This is a genomic window from Vibrio sp. 1731, assembly GCF_033339955.1.
In the GTDB taxonomy this organism is placed as follows: domain Bacteria; phylum Pseudomonadota; class Gammaproteobacteria; order Enterobacterales; family Vibrionaceae; genus Vibrio; species Vibrio alginolyticus.
In genome coordinates this window covers 107,931-127,714 of sequence record NZ_JAWOVO010000010.1, presented here as the reverse complement: position 1 = coordinate 127,714, position 19,784 = coordinate 107,931, and the positions used below count along the sequence as shown (strand labels likewise).

General features: G+C 44.6%; 15 protein-coding genes. 13 read left to right on the top strand and 2 right to left on the bottom strand.

Features of this window, described 5'->3' with window-relative positions:
- Positions 1–187 precede the first annotated feature (187 nt).
- The 8 genes from sdhC to sucD all read left to right on the top strand — a co-directional run bounded on the left by sdhC (position 188) and on the right by sucD (position 9,897).
- Positions 188–580: a succinate dehydrogenase cytochrome b556 subunit gene (gene sdhC, locus R7035_RS13820; protein WP_017634811.1), complete on the top strand. Its 393-nt coding sequence runs from the start codon at positions 188–190 to the stop codon at positions 578–580.
- A complete protein-coding gene (sdhD, locus tag R7035_RS13815) occupies positions 574–918 on the top strand; it encodes a succinate dehydrogenase, hydrophobic membrane anchor protein (protein WP_005382169.1) in 345 nt (114 codons plus the stop codon). The genes sdhC and sdhD overlap by 7 nt, the downstream gene beginning before the upstream one ends.
- Positions 919–2,685: a succinate dehydrogenase flavoprotein subunit gene (sdhA, locus tag R7035_RS13810; protein WP_005382172.1), complete on the top strand. Its 1,767-nt coding sequence runs from the start codon at positions 919–921 to the stop codon at positions 2,683–2,685.
- A gap of 15 nt (positions 2,686–2,700) precedes the next feature.
- The gene (locus tag R7035_RS13805; RefSeq protein WP_005382174.1) at positions 2,701–3,411 is read left to right on the top strand and encodes a succinate dehydrogenase iron-sulfur subunit; all 711 of its coding nucleotides are present in this window, start codon (positions 2,701–2,703) and stop codon (positions 3,409–3,411) included.
- Positions 3,412–3,582: 171 nt separating this feature from the next.
- A complete protein-coding gene (gene sucA, locus R7035_RS13800) occupies positions 3,583–6,408 on the top strand; it encodes a 2-oxoglutarate dehydrogenase E1 component (protein ID WP_262651959.1) in 2,826 nt (941 codons plus the stop codon).
- 28 nt (positions 6,409–6,436) lie between these two features.
- Positions 6,437–7,645 carry a 2-oxoglutarate dehydrogenase complex dihydrolipoyllysine-residue succinyltransferase gene (odhB, locus tag R7035_RS13795; RefSeq protein ID WP_186584422.1) on the top strand — a complete coding sequence of 403 codons (1,209 nt, stop codon included), beginning with the start codon at positions 6,437–6,439 and terminating at the stop codon, positions 7,643–7,645.
- A 213-nt stretch (positions 7,646–7,858) separates the two neighbouring features.
- Entirely contained in the window at positions 7,859–9,025 is a 1,167-nt protein-coding gene (sucC, locus tag R7035_RS13790) for an ADP-forming succinate--CoA ligase subunit beta (protein WP_005382179.1), read from the top strand.
- Entirely contained in the window at positions 9,025–9,897 is an 873-nt protein-coding gene (gene sucD, locus R7035_RS13785) for a succinate--CoA ligase subunit alpha (protein ID WP_005382181.1), read from the top strand. The genes sucC and sucD overlap by 1 nt, the downstream gene beginning before the upstream one ends.
- 119 nt (positions 9,898–10,016) lie before the next feature.
- Here sucD and znuB read toward each other — a convergent pair whose 3' ends face one another.
- Together znuB and znuC are read right to left on the bottom strand one after the other, a co-directional pair.
- Positions 10,017–10,802 (bottom strand): zinc ABC transporter permease subunit ZnuB, encoded by a 786-nt coding sequence (znuB, locus tag R7035_RS13780; protein WP_005382183.1) that lies wholly within the window; start codon positions 10,800–10,802, stop codon positions 10,017–10,019.
- Positions 10,795–11,583, bottom strand: coding sequence for a zinc ABC transporter ATP-binding protein ZnuC (znuC, locus tag R7035_RS13775; RefSeq protein ID WP_017634809.1), 789 nt, complete (start codon positions 11,581–11,583; stop codon positions 10,795–10,797). Before znuC ends, znuB begins: the two co-directional genes overlap by 8 nt.
- Before the next feature lie 78 nt (positions 11,584–11,661).
- Between znuC and znuA the strand changes: the two genes are divergently transcribed.
- The 5 genes from znuA (at position 11,662) to R7035_RS13750 (ending at position 19,693) form a co-directional block, all read left to right on the top strand.
- Positions 11,662–12,549: a zinc ABC transporter substrate-binding protein ZnuA gene (gene znuA / locus R7035_RS13770; RefSeq protein ID WP_262651958.1), complete on the top strand. Its 888-nt coding sequence runs from the start codon at positions 11,662–11,664 to the stop codon at positions 12,547–12,549.
- A gap of 202 nt (positions 12,550–12,751) precedes the next feature.
- On the top strand, positions 12,752–16,129 hold the full coding sequence (locus tag R7035_RS13765) for a helix-turn-helix domain-containing protein (RefSeq protein ID WP_318146165.1): 3,378 nt from the start codon (positions 12,752–12,754) through the stop codon (positions 16,127–16,129).
- Between the two features lie 833 nt (positions 16,130–16,962).
- On the top strand, positions 16,963–17,190 hold the full coding sequence (locus tag R7035_RS13760; protein WP_005382190.1) for a ferrous iron transport protein A: 228 nt from the start codon (positions 16,963–16,965) through the stop codon (positions 17,188–17,190).
- Positions 17,190–19,466 carry a Fe(2+) transporter permease subunit FeoB gene (gene feoB / locus R7035_RS13755; RefSeq protein WP_262651956.1) on the top strand — a complete coding sequence of 759 codons (2,277 nt, stop codon included), beginning with the start codon at positions 17,190–17,192 and terminating at the stop codon, positions 19,464–19,466. Before R7035_RS13760 ends, feoB begins: the two co-directional genes overlap by 1 nt.
- Positions 19,463–19,693 (top strand): FeoC-like transcriptional regulator, encoded by a 231-nt coding sequence (locus R7035_RS13750; protein WP_005426709.1) that lies wholly within the window; start codon positions 19,463–19,465, stop codon positions 19,691–19,693. Before feoB ends, R7035_RS13750 begins: the two co-directional genes overlap by 4 nt.
- The last annotated feature ends 91 nt before the right edge of the window (positions 19,694–19,784 follow it).

Here is a 19,784-nt window from a genome sequence, read left to right as displayed (position 1 = left end):
ATTTTAGTTAAATCCTTATAAATTCGGGGCTAGAAACAAAGAGTGAGGTTTGTTGCTGGATTCCGTCTGTTAACAAATTGTTTACAATTATCTGGGTGGTTACTCGCGATATTTGTTAAATAGATGTTAACTTTTGTACGTTTGGAAGCTGAAATTGGTTATAACAATAAATGCTCAATGGAGCTGAGTGAGCAAGCCCGTGAAAGAAAGAAAGTCAAGACCTGTTAATTTAGATTTACAGACCATCCACTTTCCTATCACAGCAATCGCATCCATCCTACACCGTGTGTCTGGGGTAATTACGTTTGTTGCGGTGGGTATATTACTGTGGTTACTATCCATTTCTCTGTCATCCCCAATGGGTTTTATGGAAGCCGCTGACATCGTCGATAGCTTCTTCGTAAAATTCATCCTGTGGGGAATTCTTACTGCACTTGCCTACCACATCGCAGGTGGTATCCGTCACTTATTGATGGATCTAGGTCACTTTGAAGAACTAGATTCAGGCACGATGAGCGCTAAAGTCGCGTTTGGTGCAACAGCAGTATTATCATTATTGGCGGGGATCTTGGTATGGTAAAACACGTATCTTCATTTGGTCGTAATGGTGTACACGATTTCCTACTAATTCGTGCAACTGCAATCATTATGACGCTATACACGATTTATCTGATTAGCTTCTGTGCATTTTCAGATATCTCTTACGCATCTTGGACCCAATTCTTTGGTGGTACCTTCACTAAAGTATTCACCATGTTGGCACTTGTCTCGATCCTGATTCACGCTTGGGTTGGTTTGTGGCAAGTATTAACTGATTACATTAAGTGCGCGAAACTACGTGGCGCACTACAACTTGGTGTTATTGCCGTGCTATTCGGCTATGTCTTCTCTGGTCTATTTATTCTGTGGGGTGCGTAAGTGTCTATTCCAGTTCGTGAGTTTGATGCCGTAGTAATCGGCGCTGGTGGTGCAGGTATGCGCGCTGCACTACAAATTTCAGAGCAAGGCCTATCATGTGCTTTGTTGTCAAAAGTATTTCCAACACGTTCTCATACTGTGTCTGCACAGGGCGGCATTACCGTTGCTCTGGGTAACTCGCACAAAGACGATTGGCAATGGCACATGTACGATACCGTTAAAGGTTCCGACTACATCGGTGACCAGAACGCGATTGAATACATGTGTAAAAATGGTCCTGAGTCAGTTATCGAGCTTGAAAAAATGGGTCTTCCATTCTCTCGTTTCGATAACGGTACCATCTACCAACGTCCATTCGGTGGTCAATCTAAAGAGTTTGGTGGTGAGCAGGCTGCTCGTACAGCCGCTGCTGCAGACCGTACTGGTCACGCACTTCTTCACACGCTTTACCAGCAAAACGTAAAACACAAAACAACCATCTTCTCGGAGTGGTACGCTTTGGATCTTGTGAAAAACCAAGACGGCGCAATCATGGGTTGTACTGCGATTTGTATGGAAACGGGTGAAATCTGTTACTTCAAATCAAAAGCAACCATTCTAGCTACAGGTGGTGCAGGTCGTATTTACGCATCGACCACTAACGCGCACATCAACACGGGTGATGGCGTTGGTATGGCACTTCGCGCAGGCGTTCCAATGCAAGACATGGAAATGTGGCAGTTCCACCCAACAGGTATTGCTGGCGCGGGTGTTCTAGTGACGGAAGGTTGTCGTGGTGAAGGTGGTTACCTTCTAAATAAAGATGGTGAACGCTTCATGGAGCGCTACGCACCAAACGCGAAAGACCTTGCTGGTCGTGACGTGGTTGCTCGTTCAATGATGATTGAAATTCGTGAAGGCCGCGGCTGTGATGGTCCTTGGGGGCCACATATCAAGTTGAAACTTGATCACCTTGGTAAAGAAGTACTTGAATCACGTCTACCAGGTATCTGTGAACTGTCTCGTACATTTGCACACGTTGACCCAGTGAAAGAGCCAATTCCAGTAATTCCAACTTGTCACTACATGATGGGTGGTGTACCTACTCAAGTCTCTGGCCAAGCAATTAAGCAGAAGGCCGACGGTAGCGAGATGGAAGTACAAGGCCTTTACGCATGTGGTGAGATTGCTTCTGTATCGGTACACGGTGCTAACCGTCTGGGCGGCAACTCATTACTAGACTTGGTCGTCTTTGGTCGTGCTACTGGCTTGCACCTTGGCGAAACGCTAGCAGCGCAAGCGGAAGCTCGTCCTGCAACAGAATCTGATATTGAAGCGTCTCTAGCGCGTACTATGCGTTGGGAAAACAGCACTGGTGGTGAAGATCCAGTTCAGATTCGTAAAGACCTACAAGCATGCATGCAAAACAGCTTCTCGGTATTCCGTGAAGGCGATGCGATGGCAACCGGTCTAGAAGAGTTGAAAGTGATTCGCGAACGTTTGAAAGACGCGCATCTAGCGGACAAGTCTTCAGAGTTCAACACGCAGCGTATCGAGTGTCTAGAACTTGATAACCTGATGGAAACCGCGTTTTCAACTGCCGTTGCAGCGAACTACCGTACAGAGAGTCGTGGCGCACATGCTCGTTTCGATTTCCCTGAGCGTGATGATGAGAACTGGCTATGCCACTCTATCTACAATCCGGAAACAGAAGCGATGACTAAGCGTGATGTGAACATGACGCCAACGCATCGTGAAGCTTTCCCGCCGAAAGTACGTACATACTAAAGGGAGGATACGACTATGAAATTAAACTTCTCTTTATACCGTTACAATCCGGATGTGGATACTAAGCCTTACATGAAAGAGTATACCCTTGAGGTAGACGAAGGCTCAGACATGATGGTGCTTGATGCATTGATTCTGCTAAAAGAGCAAGATCCAAGCATCGCGTTCCGTCGCTCATGCCGTGAAGGGGTATGTGGTTCTGATGGTTTGAATATGAATGGTAAAAACGGCCTAGCGTGTATCACACCGTTATCTGCTCTACAAGGCGATAAGATAGTTATTCGTCCACTACCAGGGTTACCTGTCGTGCGCGATCTTATCGTTGACATGACGCAGTTCTATGATAACTATGCGAAAGTTAAACCATTCTTGATTGATGATGGTGCATTACCACCATCACGTGAGAATCTACAATCGCCTGATGACCGTGCGCATTTAGATGGATTGTACGAATGTATCATGTGTGCATGTTGTACAACGTCTTGCCCATCATTCTGGTGGAACCCTGATAAATTCATCGGCCCAGCTGGTCTTCTTGCAGCGTACCGTTGGCTAATTGATAGCCGCGATACGGCAACAGATGAACGTTTGTCTGATCTTGATGATGCATTTAGCGTTTTTCGTTGCCATGGCATCATGAATTGTGTAAGTGTTTGTCCTAAGGGATTAAATCCGACGAAAGCCATCGGTCACATTAAGTCGATGTTGGTTAATCGTTCGGTTTAATTTACTCGCTCTTAGGAATGTCGCAGTGTTGCGGATCACCCGATATGACCGCTTCACTGCTTCAGTAATATTCGAGTAAAGAATACAAAAATTGCCGACCGTATTTTTAGTCGGCTCTTATAGCTCGGCAAAGACCGAAGCAAACGTGAAAACTACTGGTTAAGGGAAAATATGCACAACGGCGTGATGAAGGCATGGCTCGAGTCTTCACACTTGGCTGGCGCCAATGCAACGTATGTAGAGGACCTCTACGAACTGTATCTAAGTGATCCCGATCTGGTAAGTGAGGAGTGGAAACGTGTTTTTGAAGGCTTGCCTAAGCCATCAGAAGAAGTGGCAGAACAACCACATTCACGTGTCCGTGACTACTTCCGACGACTCGCTAGAGAAACAAAGCATTACAATGTCCAAGTTAGTGACCCAGATGTCGATGCAAAACAAGTAAAAGTTCTACAGCTAATCAACGCATACCGTTTCCGCGGGCATGAAGCTGCAGAATTAGACCCACTAGGTCTATGGCAACGCCCAACAGTGGCGGAGTTAGACCCTGCTTTTCATAATCTTACCGAAGATGACTTCGAAGAAACTTTCAACGTAGGTTCTTTTGCTGTTGGGCAAGAAACCATGAAGTTGAAAGATATCTATGAAGCCCTCAACAAAACTTATTGCGGTTCCATCGGTGCTGAATACATGCACATGACTGACACAGAGCAAAAGCGTTGGATTCAGCAACGCCTTGAGTCTGTCGTAGGCCAGCCATCATTCAACAAAGATGAGAAGCGCACATTCCTAGAAGAGCTAACAGCCGCTGAAGGTTTGGAGCGTTACCTCGGGGCGAAATTCCCAGGTGCAAAACGTTTCTCTTTAGAAGGTGGTGATGCGCTGATTCCGATGACGAAAGAGTTGATCCGTCATGCGGGTACAAGTGGAATGCGTGAAGTGGTTATCGGTATGGCTCACCGCGGTCGTTTGAACATGCTGGTGAACGTACTTGGTAAGAAACCTCAAGACCTGTTTGATGAGTTCGCAGGTAAACACGACGAAACTTGGGGTACGGGTGATGTGAAATATCACCAAGGTTTCTCTGCTGATTTTGCGACTCCAGGCGGTGATGTTCACTTAGCACTTGCATTTAACCCGTCGCACCTAGAAATCGTAAACCCGGTAGTCATGGGCTCAGTTCGAGCACGTCAAGACCGCTTGGGTGATAATCAAGGTAGCAAAGTGCTTCCTATCACCATCCATGGTGATTCAGCAATCGCTGGTCAGGGTGTGGTTGCCGAAACGTTCAATATGTCTCTTGCTCGTGGGTTCCAAGTTGGTGGTACGGTACGCATCGTCATCAACAACCAAGTAGGCTTTACGACGTCTAATCCTCGTGACACGCGTTCTACGATGTACTGTACCGATATCGCGAAGATGGTGCAGGCGCCAATTTTCCATGTAAATGCAGATGACCCAGAAGCAGTTGCTTTTGTTACTCGCATTGCATTGGATTACCGTAACGAGTTCAAGCGTGATGTCGTGATCGATCTTGTATGTTACCGTCGCCACGGTCACAATGAGGCGGATGAGCCAAATGCGACTCAGCCTTTGATGTACCAGAAAATCAAAAAGCATCCTACACCACGCAAATTGTATGCAGATGTTCTGATCGATAAAAATGAATCAGATATCGAGACAGCGACTCAGTTAGTCAATGAGTATCGCGATGCATTAGATCGCGGTGAAGTGGTTGTTAAAGAATGGCGTCCAATGGCGTTGCACTCTGTAGACTGGTCCCCTTACTTAGGGCACGAATGGGATATGGAGTGGGATTCAAAATACGACAAGACACGCCTTATTGAGCTAGGCAATCGTCTGTGTCAGTACCCAGAAAGCCATAAACTGCAAAGCCGTGTTAATAAGCTATACAACGATCGTCTAGCAATGATGACCGGTGAAAAAGCTATTGACTGGGGTATGGCTGAAACATTGGCGTATGCTACATTGGTTGACGATGGCAAGCGTATTCGTCTTTCTGGTCAGGACTCGGGTCGTGGTACTTTCTTCCACCGTCACTCGGTTCTTCATAACCAAACCGATGCAAGCACTTACATTCCATTAGCGAATATTCATGACAACCAAGGGCCATTCCAAGTCTTTGACTCAGTATTGTCAGAAGAAGCTGTGTTGGCGTTTGAATACGGTTACGCAACAGCCGAACCAGGTGGTTTAACTATCTGGGAAGCACAGTTTGGTGATTTTGCCAACGGTGCACAAGTTGTTATCGACCAGTTTATCTCGTCAGGCGAGCAAAAGTGGGCGCGTTTGTGCGGTCTTACTATGCTTCTACCTCATGGTTATGAAGGTCAAGGTCCTGAGCACTCATCTGCACGTTTAGAGCGTTACCTTCAGCTTTGTGCTGAGCAAAATATGCAGGTTGTGGTTCCTTCAACACCGGCTCAGGTGTACCACATGATTCGTCGTCAGGTTGTACGCCCAATGCGTCGACCTCTCATTGTTATGTCACCGAAATCTTTGCTGCGCCACCCTCTATGTACTTCAACGATTGAAGACTTGGCGGATGGTACATTCCAATCTGCAATTCCAGAAGTAGATGATTTAGAACCAAGCAAAGTGAAACGTGTCGTGTTCTGTGCTGGTAAGGTTTACTTTGACCTACTAGAGCAGCGCCGTAACAACGAGCAAGACGATGTTGCTATCGTGCGTATTGAACAGCTTTACCCATTCCCAATGGAAGAAGTACAAGCAGCAATTGCTCAATACACTAACGTTGAAGACTTCGTGTGGTGTCAGGAAGAACCTCAGAACCAAGGTGCTTGGTACTGTAGCCAACATAACTTCCGTGCCGCTATTCCTGCAGGTTCAAATCTTAAATACGCAGGTCGCCCAGCTTCTGCTTCGCCAGCAGTTGGCTACATGTCGGTGCACTTGAAACAACAAAAAGCGTTGGTTGAAGACGCTCTGAACGTGAACTCAAAAACTTCGAATTAAGAACTAGAAGTTAAAGGAAGAAACAGATATGACAATTGAAATTCTGGTTCCAGATTTACCTGAATCAGTTGCTGATGCAACCGTAGCGACATGGCACAAACAACCAGGCGACGCAGTAGAGCGTGACGAGGTTTTGGTTGACATCGAAACAGACAAAGTTGTGCTAGAAGTTCCAGCTCCGGAAGCTGGCGTTTTAGAAGCTATTGTTGAAGCAGAAGGTGCGACAGTACTTTCTAAACAAATCATTGCTAAATTGAAGCCAGGCGCAGTTGCAGGTGAACCAACTGCAGACAAAACAGAAGGTACTGAAGCATCTCCTGATAAGCGTCACAAAGCTGCGCTTAGCGAAGAAAGTAATGACGCATTAAGCCCAGCAGTGCGCCGTTTGTTGGCTGAACATGGCTTAGAAGCAAGCCAAGTGAAAGGCACTGGTGTTGGTGGTCGTATTACGCGTGAAGATATTGAAGCGCATCTTGCGAACGCTAAATCTGCGTCAAAAGAAGACTCGCCAGCAGTGGTTGACGTGCCGACAGCGGCTCGCAGTCAGAAGCGTGTTCCAATGACTCGCCTTCGTAAGACAGTCGCTAACCGTCTGCTAGAAGCGAAGAACAACACGGCAATGCTAACGACGTTTAACGAAGTGAACATGAAACCAATCATGGACCTTCGTAAGCAGTACAAAGATCAGTTCGAAGAGCGTCACGGTATTCGTTTGGGCTTCATGTCTTTCTACGTGAAAGCAGTAACAGAAGCGCTTAAGCGTTACCCAGAAGTAAATGCTTCGATTGATGGCGATGACATTGTTTACCACAACTACTTCGACATTAGCATGGCGGTATCAACGCCACGTGGTCTAGTTACACCTGTCCTAAAAGACTGTGACAAGCTTGGTTTCGCTGATGTTGAAAAAGGCATCAAAGAGCTGGCTATTAAAGGTCGTGATGGCAAGCTAACGGTAGACGAGCTAATGGGCGGTAACTTCACTATCACAAACGGTGGTGTGTTTGGTTCACTTATGTCTACACCAATTATCAACCCACCTCAATCAGCGATTCTTGGTATGCATAAGATCCAAGAGCGTCCGATGGCAGTGGATGGCAAAGTTGAAATCTTGCCGATGATGTACCTAGCGTTATCTTACGATCACCGCCTAATTGACGGTCGTGAATCAGTTGGTTTCCTAGTAACGATTAAAGAGTTACTAGAGGACCCAGCACGTCTCCTATTAGACGTTTAATATCGCTAAAACGTCTAGTTATCGTAGGTAGCTAGACGTTAAAAATTTCAATGGCTAGACTAGCTCAACGTTTGGCCTTCATTTGAATCCTTCAGTATGAGAACTCATGATGAAGGATTGATTTGAGAAGACCCTACAGACGTACAAGCAGCCAAGACTGCAGCGTTATGGAAATAATAAATCCCTTAAGGGAAAAACAAACGGAATATCGAAATGAATTTGCATGAATACCAAGCCAAACAGCTGTTTGCAGAATTCGGTTTGCCTGTGCCAGAAGGCTACGCGTGTGATACACCACAAGAAGCTTTTGAAGCCGCAGGCCGTATTAGTACAGCCAAGAAAGTAGTTAAATGTCAGGTTCACGCTGGTGGCCGTGGTAAAGCGGGTGGCGTAGAGCTACACGATACAAAAGAAGGCGTTAAAGAGTTTGCACAGAAGTGGTTAGGTAAAAACCTAGTGACTTACCAAACTGACGCTAACGGTCAGCCAGTAACAAAAATCCTTGTTGAAGAAGCTTCAAATATTGCGAACGAACTATACCTAGGTGCGGTAGTTGACCGTGCTAGCCGTAAGATTGTTTTCATGGCTTCTACCGAAGGTGGTGTGGAAATTGAAAAAGTTGCGGAAGAAACGCCGGAACTCATCCACAAAGCAGCAATTGACCCACTAGTAGGTCCACAAGCTTACCAAGGTCGTGAGCTAGCGTTCAAACTTGGTCTTGAAGGCGACCAAATCAAACAATTCGTTAAGATCTTTATGGGTCTTGGCACTATGTTCTCTCAGTACGATCTTGCTCTGCTAGAGATCAACCCACTTGTGATTACTGGCGAAGGCAACTTGCTATGTCTTGACGGTAAGATCAACATCGACTCAAACGCACTGTATCGTCAGCCTAAGCTTCGTGAAATGCACGATCCTTCACAAGAAGATGAGCGTGAAGCACACGCAGCTCAGTGGGAGCTGAACTACGTAGCACTAGACGGTAACGTTGGCTGTATGGTTAACGGTGCAGGCCTAGCAATGGGTACGATGGATATCGTAAACCTACACGGCGGCAAACCAGCTAACTTCTTAGATGTAGGTGGCGGCGCGACGAAAGAGCGTGTTGCTGAAGCATTCAAGATCATCCTATCTGACGACAATGTGAAAGCGGTACTTGTTAACATCTTCGGTGGTATTGTACGTTGTGACATGATCGCAGAAGGTATTATCGGTGCGGTTAAAGAGGTAGGTGTAAGCGTACCTGTTGTTGTTCGTCTTGAAGGTACTAACGCTGACCTAGGTCGCGAAGTTCTTGCTAATTCTGATGTTGATATCATTGCTGCTGAGTCGCTAACTGACGCTGCTCAGAAAGTTGTTGCTGCTGCGGAGGCTAAATAATGTCTGTATTAATTAACAAAGACACTAAAGTAATCTGTCAGGGTTTCACTGGTGGTCAAGGTACTTTCCACTCAGAGCAAGCTATCGCATACGGTACGCAAATGGTTGGTGGTGTGTCTCCAGGTAAAGGCGGCCAAACTCACCTAGGTCTACCTGTATTCAACACAGTACGCGAAGCAGTAGAAGCGACTGGCGCAACAGCGACAGTCATCTACGTACCAGCACCTTTCTGTAAAGATGCAATCCTAGAAGCGATTGACGCGGGTATCGAGCTAATCGTAACGATTACTGAAGGTATCCCTACTACAGATATGATCGACGTAAAAGTGAAGCTAGAAGAAACTGGCGTTCGCATGATCGGTCCTAACTGTCCGGGTGTTATCACTCCTGATGAGTGTAAGATCGGTATCATGCCTGGTCACATTCACAAGAAAGGTAAAGTAGGTATCGTATCTCGTAGCGGTACTCTAACTTACGAAGCAGTCAAACAAACCACTGACGAAGGTTTCGGCCAGTCTACTTGTGTTGGTATCGGTGGTGACCCAATCCCGGGTTCAAACTTCATTGATATCCTAAAACTGTTCCAAGAAGACCCTGAGACAGAAGCGATCGTTATGATCGGTGAGATCGGTGGTACTGCAGAAGAAGAAGCAGCAGCATACATTAAAGAAAATGTAACGAAGCCAGTGGTTTCTTACATTGCTGGTGTAACTGCACCTCCTGGTAAGCGTATGGGCCATGCTGGTGCGATTATCTCTGGTGGTAAAGGTACTGCTGAAGACAAATTTGCTGCACTAGAAGCGGCTGGCGTTAAAACTGTGAAATCTCTAGCAGAGATTGGCCAAGGTCTACGTGAAGTGACGGGTTGGTAATCGACCACACTACTTAATAAGTATTAAAAAGCCTGCGATTTCGCAGGCTTTTCTTTTTCCGTTTCCGTGGATTTATGTTTGTTGTTAGCAAGGTTTTTCGCGTTTAATACTCAATGCGATTATGCTTTGCTTTTAATTAGCTGGCTCAGCATAAATAAGGATGTTGCGCTGATCACTACGGAAGGGCCGGCCGGTGTATCGAAGTGCCATGATAGGCTAAGCCCCATCAGTACTGCCACAGAGCCAATAATGGATGCGAACAATGCCATTTGCTCTGGTGATGAAGAGACTTTACGTGCTGTTGCGGCTGGGATAATTAGGAGCGAAGTCATGATTAACGCGCCAACGAACTTCATACCTACTGCTATTACTACACCCACCATTAGCATTAACACCAATCTAACTAAGTCTGTATTCACGCCCTCAACAGCGGCAAGTTCTTCACTGACAGTGCTAGAAAGCAGTGGGCGCCAGAAGACGTACAAACACGCGCTTACCGCAACAACACCTGCGTAAATAAACATCAGATCTTGTGGAGAGACGGCAAGTAAGTCCCCAAATAGGTAGCTCATTAAATCGACGCGCACGTTTTCCAAAAAGCTAACCGATACTAAACCGATAGAGAGTGCACTGTGTGCCAAGATACCTAACAACGTGTCTGTAGCCACAAGTTGTTGCTTTTGCAGAGTGACAAGCAAAACGGCCAGAGCTAAACAGCAGACGAGTAGCGCAAGGTAGAGATTTACGTTGAGCAAGAAGCCCAGCGCTAGGCCCATTAACGATGCATGAGCTAGGGTATCTCCGAAGTAAGCCATTTTACGCCAAACGACAAATGACCCAAGTGGACCGGCAATGATCGCGATACCAATACCAGCAAGAATAGAAGGTAGGAGAAACTCAATCATGATGGTGATGTCCGTGTTTATGGTGGGAGCATGATATCGCATCACCGCTTACTGGCGTTCCGGATAAATCGTGATGATGATGCTCATGGTCGTGATGATAAAACGCGAGAGACTCTCTCGCTGCATTGCCAAATAGTGCGATGTAAGAAGGGTGCTGAGTAATAGTGGCAGGTGAACCTGAGCAGCAAACATGGTGATGCAGACAAATAACATCGTCCGTTTTCGCCATCACTAAATGTAAGTCATGCGATACCATAAATACGCCACAATCAAAGCGGTGACGAATGCTCTCAATTAAGTCATAGAGATCGATTTGACCTTGGATATCCACCCCCTGAGCTGGTTCGTCTAATACCAATAGCTGAGGACGTTGAAGCAGAGCGCGAGCCAGTAACACTCGTTGGTTTTCACCACCGGATAAGCGATGCATATTACTATTAAGTAAATGTTCAGCGCCAACAAGCCTTAATGCATCAATGCACTCCTGCTTACTGTATTTTCCTGCTAAATTTAGAAAGCGGGTTACATTCAATGGAAGGGAGTCATTGAGCTTCAACTTTTGAGGAACGTAACCAATTTTCAGTTTTCTTTGTCGGTTCAACTTGCCGCTAGTCGGCTTTTGAAGACCTAAGATAACTTTGACTAACGTTGATTTTCCCGCTCCATTGGGACCAATTAGGGTAGTTATTTTGCCCTTTTCTAATTCCATACTAATGTTATCGAGAACTCTGCGGCCATCGAACTCGACGCATAGCTGCTCAAGATGGACTAATGAAGACATGAATGAAACTCATTTGCAAATCAATAATGTTATAATGTAACATTATCTCACTTTCCACGCCATATCCCAAGTAAAACTATGAAAAGAGCATTAATTCTTGCTGCCTCAGCAATGTTAACACTGCCAGCACAGGCGGTAACGGTACTGACGAGTATCAAACCTATTCAGTTGTTAGTAACAGAGCTTACTCAAGGAGTAACTTCACCAGACGTGCTATTGCAGTCTAACACATCACCCCATGACTATGCTTTGCGTCCATCGGATGTTAAAAAGGTCGCTTCGGCTGATTTGGTTATCTGGTACGGACATGATCTTGAACCGTTTCTAGAGAAAGTTGTTTCGGATAGATCGAATACTTTGACTATTAGTCAAATTCCAAATCTAGAATTGCGTGAATTTGATAGTGAGCACAACCATGACCATGATGGGCACGATCATGGCTCACATGATCCGCACTTTTGGCTAGGTGTAAGCCAAGCACAACAAGTGGCCAAGGCTGTTGTGAATCAACTTGTATCACTTGATCCGGAAAATGCAGTTCAATATCAAGCGAACCTCAAAAAGTTTGAACTCGAGCTAAAAGACACTGACCAACAGATAAAGCAGAAGCTGGCACCAGTAAAAAACAAAGGTTACTTTGTATTCCATGATGCTTACGGTTATTTCGAAGATCGTTATGAACTAAATCAAATGGGGCATTTTACTGTGAGCCCAGAACGCAAGCCAGGAGCGAAGACCTTAATTCAAATTCGTCAAAAGCTAAGTGGTGGAGATGTGGCTTGTGTATTTTCTGAACCTCAGTTTACCCCGGCTGTCGTTCAGAGCGTAATGAGAGGCAGTGATGTCGCTAAAGGCGAGCTTGACCCGTTAGGGAGTACAATTGAAGCAAAACCTGGCAGTTACTTTACTTTTCTCAACAATATGGCGAATAGTTTTGAGCAATGCTTGAACAAAAAGTCAGATTAAGTGCTGTCGTAATGTAGGAGTAGTCTTTTTAACGTGATCCAGTAGTAAGAATTACAACCTTTGGTAAGGCGAGCCTTTTCTCAGAAAGTAATTGAGATATCATTACCAATAATTATCAGCTCAAAATAACCGTATCAATCCATGTTTTACAAACGATGAACGGTCACTTTCAGAGCACAAATTGATACAAAAGGTTTTCGTCTTGCTACGCCAATTAGCCCTTGCTCTGTTGGGCTTTGTCTTATCCTACCAAGCATTTGCGCTTCATAATGCAAATGCAATCTTTTACCCTTTGCCAACTCAGGCAAAGGGTACTTTTATCGCGGCTAAAAAGTTGTTCTTGGGTGAAAAGGGCGGTTTGTGGATTCATGACGTACACGGGAGAGTCCTGTTTTACGATGGTCAAACTATATTGCCTAAATCAGGTAGCTTCCTACAAACGTCGGCCAAGCAGTTGGCCTATCATAAAGGTGCTTTTTGGACCTTTATTGAAAATGAGGTCTATCGAACTTATCCAAATCAGGAGCGACGTTTAGTCTTTAGTTTAAATCCAGGCTCACAAATAAGAAAAATAGGGTCTTCAAAGAACTATATTTGGGTGAGTGATGGCGCGCATTTCTATACCTACAATATCGACACTAGCGAGTTAAACTCTTTCTCTCTATTGCAGCTCTATCAACATAGTAATAATAGCTACGTTTACATTAATGATGCGGTGCTAGTTGAAACGAAGTGGGCACTAGCAACGACTTCCGGCTTCTATCTTTCTGAAGGTGATAAGTTTGACCATGTCGCTGCCTCAGGTCAAAACTACATTGAGAAAGTCTATTATTCACACACGCGAAGAGAAATTTTGATAGGTACATTGCGTGGCGCTTTAATTTTCAACATTTACCAGCCTGATAAAGAAGTGATTAGAATTGGCGGCTCACATGTTTTGACATTCGCAGAGACAAATCAAGAGTATTGGGTGGGGACAGAGCATGGCCTTTATTTGTACTCATTTTTTTCAGGTGAGGTCACCGAAGTCGCGCCTGCAAGTTTTCTTGAGTTAGAGTTAGATAACACGAAGATTTATTCGTTGTTGAGCGACAATATGGGAGGGATGTGGATTGCGACTAACCAAGGTATTCGTTATTACTCGCTATTTAGTAAAAAATTTGAACGAGTGACCTTTAGTAGTTATGACTCACACACCCTGTCAGGACGAATTCGGCAAACTATTGAAGGTCCTGATGGTGCGCTTTGGTTTGCTGATGACCGAAAGATTTATCGTTCAGGAAAGAGTGGGATTAACCAAGTCTTAGAGTTGGAGTCGCAGATCAATGAATTTGCGTTTCAAAACGGTCTGCTTTGGCTTGCGACCTCAAAAGGGCTGGAAATATTTGAGCTAAATGGTCTCAACAAGATTACATATCCTTATTTACAGGTTATGGCCGGACATGCCGTAGAGCATGTGACCGTTGATGGTGATGACCGTCTTTGGGTATCAAGCGGATACCATCTTTACAATGTTGATACTGCTGCACGAAGCGTACGAAACTTTGGAAGTGAGTGGCTAGTAAGTCAGTATTTGCCTGCTAAGGTTACGCGCCTATATGATACTGAAGATGCCCTATTAATAGGCACCGATCATGGCGTATACCAATACAGTAATGACAACATCCAGTTTATCCGTTTTTCAGAAAAGTTTGGTGAATCATTAGACATGACCACGGCGGTTGATGGCAGCCAGTGGTTTGCTTCATCTTATGGTGTGTTTAAAACTGATACACGAAGCGATGAAAAACGTGTTGTTGAAATGAGTGAGCCCAACGCCAGACCTGCTTGCTTGATCAGAGACAGGCAAGGTGTATGGTTAGCTTCCTCTGTCGGTTTAAGCTATTACCACCTTTCGGGTGAGTTAGTGAAACATTACTCATCGTCATCAGGCTTAATGAACAATGAGTTCCTCCCTGGTATTTGTAGCGTTATACAGCAGACAGAAATTGGTGAGCGAGAGCTTGTTCTGGGGTCGAAGTACGGACTCGTAAAAGCAGAAGCATCCAAGCTGCTTGTATCTAATCCCCCAGAGTCTAAGTTTATTGTTAGCCAAGTTGTGCTTGAAAATGAAGTTCTGCAAGTTGGTAGTGCCGATCTGAATGGGCTCACACTGCCATATGGATCTTCGCTGAGTTTTTTATTCGGTGTGATGCCAAAACCAGACAGTCAAAACTTGTACTATCGATTGAACAACGATGACCCATGGCAAACGTTAGAGGGGGGCCAACTGACACTCGAGCACCTTAGTTCCGGTGAATATCACTTGCAGGTCAGTAATGAGTCTCAAGTTGCCGCTGGAGTCGTTGGTTTAGAATCTCACTTTATCGTCCTTCATCCTTGGTATCTATCGCGATTTGCTATTTTAGGCTTTGTCGTAGTTAGTATTGCGGTCGTTGCAGTACTCGTATTCTGGCGCTCGCGCTACGTTGTACAGGCTAACCGTGATCTAGCAGCTCAAGTGACCCTCAAAACGAATCAGTTAAGACATCAAAGTAGAGTGTTGCTTACGAGCAACCAGCAATTACGTAAACAGATTCAAGTTAGAAACCTACTCGTAGACCATGTAGCTCTATCCATAAAATCAAGCGTCGACTTTATTGTGGCGAAACTACCTATGCCTCTGGATACTGCGACAGAGGATCATTTGGCTAAAACGAATTGGCAGTTAAATGAACTCAAAAGTGTTCCAAGTGATGTAAGTGGTGGGAGCCAGAACTACAACTTGAGTCAGATAACTCAGTCAGTGGTTGATGTATGGCAAGATGACTTTGCAAAAGCGGGTATTTTGGTAGAGCTAGAATATGAGAGCAAGCAGAGCCGGGTTGCTCTGGAAAGCTTTAATCTTGATGTTATTTTCAATAGCATTTTTGCCAATATCATCAAGCGCTCTTTCCGAGGTCAAACGGTTAGAATTATGCTAGAAGAGGGGCATGATATTGTGTCATTGAGCTTTCTTGATTACGGGACGCAATTACCTAATAAAGTCGCGACTGGGTTTCCATCTAACTTAAATCACTCTGAGTTGAGTATTGACCACCTTGCCCAATTAGTGACAACGAGTGGTGGTTATTTGGCTGTCTTCTCTTCTGATGCTCAAAACAAAGTCGAGATTACATGGCCATCTGCGAAGGAAAGTAGTTATCTGGATGAACCGCAGCAAGAACTCAATCCTGTAACTATTGCAGAAGATCAAGTCACACCAGAGAAAGAGTGGTTGCAAAAAGTCTATCAATTAGTGGCAGAGCATTACCATGATCCTGAATTTGGCACTGCGTCAGCCGCTAAAATGCTGTATATGTCTGAACGCTCTTTGCAGAGACGTTTTAAATCTGCCTCGTCAAGAACGTTAAAAGACTATGTCACAGAGGTTCGTTTAGAAACGGCGTGTGAACAGTTATTGGCGGGTGAGAAAATCAGTGAAGTCGCCTTTAACTGTGGCTTTAATGATCCATCTTACTTTAGCCAAAAGTTTAAGCTACATTTTGGTTTGCCCCCGTCCAAGTTTGCTTTGACTCAAGAAAGCCAAGAAATTAACTAGAAAACCTTCATTACACGCTCCCTAGTTAATAGTTAAGATGCTGGGGAGCTGCATGCAGTGCTCTATTATTGCTGCAGTTGCTAACGCAGTGAGTTTCATTGTTTTTTCATCACATCTAGCCTACAAATCCATTCTCAACACGTAAGCACGATCACGTTCTATCTGTTAGTCGCGATGTTCATAGCAATAAGCATAAATGGCTTCAAGAGAATGATTTATTGATAGTTGCAACAAATAAATGACAGTTGTATTGCTGTATCAAAAGAGCGTTGTTCATTTGGGTGAATGATGGCATGCGACATTCGTGAAAACGAAAACTGTGTTGAAAAGATGGATAAGGTAAAGAAGTTTTGAAAGAGGTGAAAAAAAATATCGTGGTATAGCCGGGGGGACTATACCACGGGTGTCAAGGACACCTTCGCTTGCTGCCGGAGTGACATGTTGCCATGCCACCTCTGGAATTTATCAGAGAGGTTGCCCTCTCGATGGAGTAACTATACGAGAGGTTACTTATTTTTCTTATAAAAATAACGCCATGTTTATATGAGAAAAGCGACAACGTTTTGTTTTTTAATTAACCCACTGTTTTAATTTGCATTTTTTGTTTTCTATCTTGGTTTGTGACATTTTTGTTTCGTTAGGTGTCATTTTTAATTGTTAATTTTGACGTAAATAACGAGAGGAAATTTACGAAGTTAACGTTTGAAAGCGTGAAAACATTTACGGAATCTTTGATTTCACACAAGGATTGAAGGGGTATAGGGGAGTAATATTGGCAACCTAAACTTATTAAATAATAATATTTCTCATTAGCAATACTCTTAAGGGCCACTATGAAGTTATCAGAGATTAATCCTGGCGATACGGTGACGATTCGGTTGTTAGATGGTCTTTCATCAGATATCAGAAAGAAACTCATGGTAATGGGGCTGCTTCCCAATACAGAAGTCAAAGTGATTCGACGTGCGCCAATGGGCGATCCTTTACAAGTCGAAGTCCGTGGTGTGTCTGTCGCATTGCGAGAAACAATTGCTCAGAAAATTGAAGTGGAGCGAGTGTAATGCAATATCAAGTGCTAACCGTAGGTAACCCTAATAGTGGTAAAACGACGCTATTTAATGGTTTAACTGGCGCAAAACAGCAAGTTGGTAACTGGGCAGGCGTCACGGTTGAAAAGAAAACGGGACAATTCAAGCATGCTGGGGATGAGTTTTTGCTCACTGACCTTCCGGGTATTTACTCATTAGACAGTGGTAATGATAGTAATAGTATTGATGAATCCATCGCATCGCGTGCGGTTCTAGCTCATCCTGCTGATCTCATTATTAACGTGGTGGATGCTACAAGTTTAGAGCGCAGCTTATATATGACGCTGCAACTTCGCGAACTTGGTCGCCCTATGATTGTTGTCCTCAACAAGATGGATGCGCTAAAGCGTGAACGTCAGATGATTAACGTTGCAGAGCTTGAGAAAACGTTAGGTTGTCCGGTTGTCAGTTTATCTGCAACCAATAAAACTCAAGTGGCAGAGTTTAAAGAAAAGCTTCATAAATCCATCGTTCAAGGAGTGCCACTTAAAGAATTGTCTTTGCATTACGGTGAGAAGATGGAGTCGGCAATTCAAACGGTTTCCGCACTTTTTAACGACCAAAACGTCGCTCATCGTGCACTAGCGATTCGTGCGCTTGAAAAAGACACAATGGTGCTCAATAGTCTTTCTGATATTGATAGAAGCAAAGTCTTGGAAGTCATTACGACGTTAGATTTGGATATCGATTTGCATGTCGCGGATACTAAGTACACGCATCTGCATGAACAGTGTAAAAAAGTTCGCCGAAGCGAAGGCAAGTTAAGTCGTAGTGTGACTGAAAGACTCGACCAGTTTATTTTGAACAAGTGGATTGGAATTCCTTTCTTCTTTGTTGTTATGTACCTGATGTTTATGTTCTCGATTAACATCGGTAGTGCATTTATCGACTTTTTTGACATTGGTGTGGGCGCATTGTTGGTTGATGGTGGACATCACTTGTTAGATGGTCACCTACCTGTTTGGCTGGTTACGGTGATTGCTGATGGTTTAGGCGGCGGTATTCAAACGGTTGCTACCTTCATTCCGGTTATCGCGTGTTTGTACCTGTTCCTAGCGGTACTTGAGAGCTCAGGTTACATGGCTCGTGCTGCGTTCGTGCTCGATAAAGTCATGCAGAAAATCGGCCTACCGGGCAAAGCATTTGTACCGTTGGTTCTTGGTTTTGGCTGTAACGTACCATCAATCATGGCGACTCGTACTCTAGACCAAGAACGTGAGCGTAAACTGGCTGCATCTATGGCGCCATTTATGTCATGTGGTGCTCGTCTGCCTGTATACGCGCTATTCGCTGCGGCATTCTTCCCAGGTTCTGGCCAGAACATTGTATTCGCACTTTACCTACTTGGTATTGTGGCAGCGATCTTCACAGGTCTTTTCCTTAAGCACACGCTTTACCCAGGTAGCAGCGATAGCCTAGTGATGGAAATGCCAGATTACGAGCTTCCGACGCTACAAAACGTGGTGATCAAAACTTGGCAAAAGCTAAAGCGCTTTGTACTTGGTGCAGGTAAAACCATCGTTATCGTTGTTGCTATTCTGAGTTTCTTCAACTCATTGGGTACTGATGGCAGTTTTGGTAATGAAGACAGCGAAAACTCGGTGCTTTCTAAAGCTGCGCAAGTTGTAACTCCAGTATTCGCGCCAATCGGTGTTCAAGAAGATAACTGGCCAGCGACGGTTGGTATCATTACCGGTATCTTCGCAAAAGAGGCGGTAGTTGGTACGCTTAACAGTCTATACACCACGCCAAGTGACGGTGAAGACGCAGAATTTGATCTAATGGGCAGCCTAGAAGAGGCAGTAATGAGTATCCCTGAAAACTTAGCCGGTTTGAGCTACTCAGATCCACTAGGCATTGAAGTGGGTGACTTAACTGACTCAAATGCCGTTGCAGAAGAGCAAGAAGTCGATGCTTCTATCTTCGGTAACATTAAATCGCAGTTTGCTTCTGGCAATGCCGCATTTGCTTACCTAATCTTTATCCTACTGTACACTCCTTGTGTGGCGGCGATGGGTGCTTACGTACGTGAGTTTGGTCATAAGTTCGCACGCTTTATCGCGGTTTGGACAATGGGCTTGGCTTACCTATGTGCGACGTTCTACAACCAATTGACGCATTTCGCAGATAGCCCAGTAACAAGTGGTATTTGGATGGCTGTGATCGTAGCTATCTTCTTTGGCACATACCGTGTGTTCAAACAAGTTGGTAAGAAACAAAACGGTGCATTAGAGGCGCAAATAGCATGATTTTAAAAGAGCTTTATCAATACATTGCAGACAAAGGAACCGTCTCCCAGTCAGATCTGGCTAAACAGTTTGGGATGAGTGAAGATGGTGCTGACGCGATGTTAAGTGTGTGGATTAAGAAGGGCAAAATTAGCCGCCTAGTTGACACCAATAAAGCTCATGACGTGACTCGAGTTCGCTACTCAGTGACTAAACAAGATGGTTTGTCTCTGACAGTCACCATGTAGCGACTATCAAAATTAGTCACCTAAAAATTATCACGTAAAAACGACAAAGCCGCATCAGCAATGATGCGGCTTTTATTTTGCTGGTTATTGT